The sequence below is a fragment of the Streptomyces sp. F001 genome (genome assembly GCF_004187715.1).
GTDB lineage: Bacteria > Actinomycetota > Actinomycetes > Streptomycetales > Streptomycetaceae > Streptomyces > Streptomyces flavusporus.
Window position 1 is genome coordinate 1 of sequence record NZ_QZWF01000105.1, and the last position, 5202, is coordinate 5202.

At 69.5% G+C, this 5202-nt stretch carries 4 protein-coding genes; 1 reads left to right on the forward strand and 3 read right to left on the reverse strand.

Annotation, left to right across the window (positions count from 1 at the left end):
- Positions 1-255: 255 nt before the first annotated feature.
- Positions 256-717 (reverse strand): MarR family transcriptional regulator, encoded by a 462-nt coding sequence (locus StrepF001_RS44365; protein WP_129803741.1) that lies wholly within the window; start codon positions 715-717, stop codon positions 256-258.
- A gap of 92 nt (positions 718-809) precedes the next feature.
- Between StrepF001_RS44365 and StrepF001_RS44370 the strand changes: the two genes are divergently transcribed.
- On the forward strand, positions 810-1649 hold the full coding sequence (locus StrepF001_RS44370) for an SDR family oxidoreductase (protein ID WP_129803742.1): 840 nt from the start codon (positions 810-812) through the stop codon (positions 1647-1649).
- A 565-nt stretch (positions 1650-2214) separates the two neighbouring features.
- On the opposite strand, the gene StrepF001_RS44375 is transcribed toward StrepF001_RS44370, so the two are convergent.
- A complete protein-coding gene (locus StrepF001_RS44375) occupies positions 2215-2541 on the reverse strand; it encodes a hypothetical protein (RefSeq protein ID WP_129803743.1) in 327 nt (108 codons plus the stop codon).
- A gap of 579 nt (positions 2542-3120) precedes the next feature.
- On the reverse strand, positions 3121-4752 hold the full coding sequence (locus StrepF001_RS44380) for a 3'-5' exonuclease (RefSeq protein WP_129803744.1): 1632 nt from the start codon (positions 4750-4752) through the stop codon (positions 3121-3123).
- Positions 4753-5202: the final 450 nt, after the last annotated feature.

Consider the following 5202-nt stretch of genomic DNA (forward strand, 5'->3'; position numbering starts at 1 on the left):
TCCGTGGACCCTTCCGCGCCGGACCTGTGCCCCGTCGACGGGTCAGGGAGGGGGCCCTGCCACACCCCGCCAGCCCCAACCGCCCTGCCGGCCAAGGGCCTTACGCGCCATCCGTTCCTCGCTCGCCCCGGCTACCACCCTGCACCGCTGCTGGCGAGCCTGGACGGACAAGGACCCCTTCAGGTGCGAACCACTGTCCGAGAGCTCCAGCTCTCCGTCGTTTGGCGGCTGAGGCCGCCGTCTGCTGCTGGAGTATCAGGCGCCCTTGTGGGCCTTGAGTTTGCGCCATACCGAGCTGAGGGCTTCGAGGTCCTTCTGGTCGAGGACATCCGTGAAGACGGGGGCCAGGCAGGCGCGCCGGGTCGCGTCGGCCTCCGTGAAGAGGCGACGGCCCTCCGAGGTGAGGGCGACCTCTACGGAGCGTGCGTCCTTGAGGGACGGCGTACGGGTGACCACTCCACGTGCCTGGAGAGTGTCGAGGACGCGGGAGACCTGGCTGCGACTGAGCATGGTGCTGTTGCCGAGTACTGAGGCAGGGACCGGCTCGGGGCTGTTGTCGAGCAACAACAGCACCTCGAACCAGGAGACGGGCAGGTCGTGGGCTGTGGTCAGGGCGCGGTCCACGCGTTCGGTGAGCACGGTGCCGGCCCAGACCAGACCGTAGAAGGCGTAGTCGGCCTCGGGCATCTCGGCCGGGGTGAGCTTTCTTGTCGCCATGGGGCGATCATACCGGCTTGCGTGTGTGCACACACAACGCTTATGGTGTGTGTACACGCACTTAAATGCGTGCACTCATGAAAGGCCTCACCATGTCTTCCAAGGTTGTTCTGATCACCGGTACCTCCTCCGGTATCGGCCTCGCCGCTGCCGTCGCCGCCGCCCGGGCCGGCTGGCGCACGGTCGCCACCCTGCGCGACCCTCGTCGCGCCGATGCTCTGCGCAAGGCCGCCGCGGAGGCCGGGGCCGAACTCGACATCCGGCAGCTCGACGTCACCGACGAGCATTCCGTTTCGACCGCGATCGATGGCGTCATCGCCGACTACGGCCGACTCGACGCCGTGATCAACAATGCGGGGACCGGACACCTCGGCACGCTGGAGAACGAGTCCGTCGCAGATGTGCGTCAGGTCATGGAGGTCAACTTCTTCGGCGTCCTCAACGTCTCCAAGGCCACTCTCGCCCACCTGCGCTCCTCCGGCGGCAGGCTGATCACCGTCACCAGTGTCGGCGGCGTCGTCGGCCAGCCCTTCAACGAGGCGTACTGCGCAGCCAAGTTCGCCGTCGAGGGGTACATGGAGAGCCTGGCGCCCGTGGCCGCCTCCGTCGGCGTGACCGTGTCCGTGGTCGAACCGGGAGGCGTGGCCACGGAGTTCATCAACAACATCGGTCTCGACCTGGAGTCCGAGATCGCCGCTGCCGGCCCGTACGCCCCGGCCCTCCAGGCGTACACCCACCGTGCCGTCCCCCGGCTCTCCAGCGGGATGCAGACCGCGCCGGAGGCTGCCGAGGCGGTGCTGGAGGCGCTCACCGCGGAGCGTCCGGCCTTCCGCATCCAGACCTCCGAGTGGGCCCGTGACTTCACCGGCACCAAGCTCACCGACCTCGACGGCTCGGCCGTCCTCGCCGTCACCCACAGCTGGATCGCCTGACCCGACGGTGGGATGACTCACGCCGACTACCGTCCGGCGGCGGCCGCGACACGGAAGGGCAACCCCGGCGGCGCCGCACGGCCGCCGCCGGGGCTCATCCACCGGCCAAGGCGGGCGTGGGCGCGCCACGACCGCACTGTGCGGGGCTGCGGACGGCGCCTTTGCAGGGGACCCGACGGGGCACCGGGTACGGCTCCGGCCTGGGCCCCGAACGTTTCACCACCGCCGTCGCCCAGCTCGGCGACGACTCCGCTGCGGTCCGCCCCGGTTCGCCCGCCGTCCGGGTGCACACCGGCACGCCCTCCCTCGCATCGGACCGCTGTCGTGATCAGGGGCGGAGGCCTGCCGCACGTTCTGTCCCCACTGCGCTGATGCCTCTGGCAGACAGTACGAGCCCAACGGGTTCTCTGGAGGCAGAAGGTGTGGCCCAAGGCAGATCCATGGGGCTTTTTGCAGCTCAGCATCGGTTTTCCTCGACGCTAGCAGCCGCAACAGGTGTTGCAGTAACGCCGGTTCGAGTGAGACAGCCGGGCGAGTCGGCATCGGAGCGGCCGGAGTCGGCACGTCATTGTGGACGCAGGCCGTCGAATACGACCGCGAGCGTGCGGGTGCGCAGGACCTCGTCCCACTGCTGGCGGTCCGCAGCGAGACAGGTGGCCGTGATCAGTGCCGGCACTTCCGGCATGGCCACGTCTGGGCGGACCGCGCCCGCCTCCTGGGCGCGAACCAGCGTGCTGGCGAGGTTGCCGACCATGATCGCCCACGAGGGCGGATCGTCCTCGCTCTGCCAGCCGGAGAATATCCACTCGTACGCGGCAATGGCCTTGTCGAGGTAACCGAGATCGCCGGTGAAGTCGTAGTGAGCCCCTAGCGCGGATCCCAGGTTCCCCACAGCGCTCGAGTGCCCTGCACGAGGCTGGCCGTGACGGTCACGTCCCACCCGTTCGCGGTCGCTGCCTCGACCAGCCTCAGCGCGTTCTTCGGCAGGTCGGCCACCTCGTCCGCCGACGGTGCGGCGGGAGGGGCCGCGGGGCCGTCGCCGGTCGGCTCCGGCTCCTGCGGGGCGGCGGTAGCGGTCGGGCGGGCTCGGGGCCGCGGGGCGGCTCGACCCCGGGGCACGCTCCGCCGTCGGACTTCCACACCTCGACCGTGCCCGGACCGGACGGCCCGGCGTCCGGCGTCGTCTTCTGACCGAGTTTGCGATGTCGGTTTGATTTGACGTCACTTGGGGGGCTTGCCGTGGGAGCGTGAGGTGTGCTGCTGCCGCAGGGCGTCTATGGCATAGCCGACCGGCTCCGCTGGTGGCGCAGTACCAGATGAACCGTACGGGGCGGGCGGGGACAGGCGGTGTCCACCCCGAGGGGCTCGGGTGCGAGAGCGGCCACCGATCCGTCCTGACAGCAGACATGCGAGGCTCGGCCTGTACCGCACAGGCCGGGCTTTCGCATGTCCCGCGTCGTGCGGAGCCGACTCAGGCGCTGACCTTCTCCTCCTGACGCTCCAGCACCCATCCCGGGGCCGATGCCAAGGACGTGAGCATCTCGAGCGCGGCACGCGCGTCCTCAAGGGCACGATGCCCGCCGCCCAGCGGCAGGAAGTCGCGCATGCCCTCCCAGTCGGAGCGCCGGCGCATGATGCACCCCCAATGATCCTTCTCCCGCAGGTGCTGCGGATCCGCCTCCACCCGAAGGCAGTCACTCAGGATGACCGTCTTGTCGTACTCCGCGTCGTAGGTGAGGATCTTCCGTCCGGCGGTGACGCGCAGCACCTCCGGCAGCACCTGGTCCCAGGTCGGCGCGTCCGCGACCATCGCGTCAGTGATCTTGTGAAGGTCGAAACTGTCCTCAGTCACCGGGATCTGCGGGTTGACCAGGCTCTCCAGCAGGACCTCGCCGGTGGCCGCATCGACCACGGCGATCTCCATGACCCGGCCCCACCAGGCGTGTGTCTCGGTGTCCAGCACGCAGGCCACGCCTGGTTGCAACATCCGCCGCGCCCAGTGGATGGCTGTGCCCTGTTTGCTCAGCAGCTGGATGCCGTCCGCGAAGCGGGAGGTGACCGGGTTGCCGGCGAGCAGCGCGGCGACGTCGTCCCGCGACGGGGCGCCGTCCAGACCCGGCTCCCAGTCGATCAGCCAACGGTTGTCGAGGTTCGCGAAGCGCGCCCAGACCGGCAGGTCGAAGGTCTCGCGTAGCTCGTCGACGAAGGCGCGGACGATGGTGGCCGCTGCGATGCCACTGGGGCGAAGGCCCGCAGCGGAGAGGGCCGGCCGGGCTTGGTCGCCCGGACCGCCTCCCGATCCACCCCGGGGATGTCCTTGAGCGCGTTCAGGTTGCCAACCCGGTACATCGGCACCTCGACGACCTTCCGGTGGCCGCGGTCGCCCGACCACACCGTGCGCCGCGCGTGGCTGACCGGCGCCGGCCATCCGGCCTCGATGCAGTACTCCAGGCCCTGGCGCCGGATATCCAGGTGCTGCGCCGCCGGCTCCGGGCCGAGCATCCGTGCACAGGATGTCCGCCCCCAAGTCCTCGTTGCCGGCGAGCCGCTCGACGTCCTCAAGCGCCCACCGTCCGAAGCGGCCGGCCGCGATGCCTTGCTCCTCGGCGGCCTTCTCGAACTCGGCGACCCCCCAGCCACACCGGCCGGCCGCCTCGTCCGTACGGGCCGAGGCCTGAAGCCACGCGACCCGCTCGGTCACGATCTGCTCCAGCGCCGCGCACATCTGCGAGGTGGGGGAGGACAGTTGCAGCTCGTCGTACAGCGCGTAGCCCTCGAACCTGCCGACATACTCCAGCAGGCCCTGCTCGGCGAGCTGCTCGATGTCGCACGCCCAGACCTCGAGCTTTTTGCCGGCGAGATGCGGCGTCTGCGCCAGCAGTTGCGCCCCGCGGCTCGCGCCGTAGCCGGGGTGCGTGCCGAGCACCTCGATGATCTGGTCGCGGCGTGCCCTGACGTCGTCGGCCTGCTCGTTCGACCACCGGCCCGAGTTCAGGGCCGGAGCCGGGATGAGCCCCTTGAGCCGTCCCCGTTCGACCTGCCGCCGGGCCAGGCCCGCGTGATTGGCCAGCTGGACCGGGCCGAATCCCATGCGTCGTCCCATCGCTAGTCCCTTCTCCTGGTCGCTCCGCCATCACGGAACAGAAGGTGACAGAACATCTGAAAATCTGTCAAGAGTTTTTGAAAATACGCAAGTTCGGGCAATTCGTTGAGAACTGCGCACGCGTACGCGAGGAAAAATCACCCGGCCGGAGTCGCCTCCCGGTCCCGGCGGCGACTCCCCTGCCGATGGGCGGGGCTTCGTGGTCGTGCGAGGAGGTGCGGCGGATGTCCCGCATGAGGGTGACGCTCACCCGCCTCACTCGTGACCGGGATCTCACACACTGCGGGCGCTCGAACGGATATTCGAGAATGGAGGGACGGTGCACCACGCAACGCGTCGAAGGGGGAGGGAGAGGAGAGGCGCGCCATGGGCGGGTTTACCCACCTCAACACCACCTCTGGGTTCTCCACCCGCTACGGCGCCGCCCACCCCGGGCAACTCGTCCAGCGC

What these genes read in the sequence shown, in the direction of transcription:
- StrepF001_RS44365 (WP_129803741.1), bottom strand. Translation starts at nt 717, where the DNA reads ATGGCGACAAGAAAGCTCACCCCGGCCGAGATGCCCGAGGCCGACTAC.
- StrepF001_RS44370 (WP_129803742.1), top strand. Translation starts at nt 810, where the DNA reads ATGTCTTCCAAGGTTGTTCTGATCACCGGTACCTCCTCCGGTATCGGC.
- StrepF001_RS44380 (WP_129803744.1), bottom strand. Translation starts at nt 4,752, where the DNA reads ATGGGACGACGCATGGGATTCGGCCCGGTCCAGCTGGCCAATCACGCG.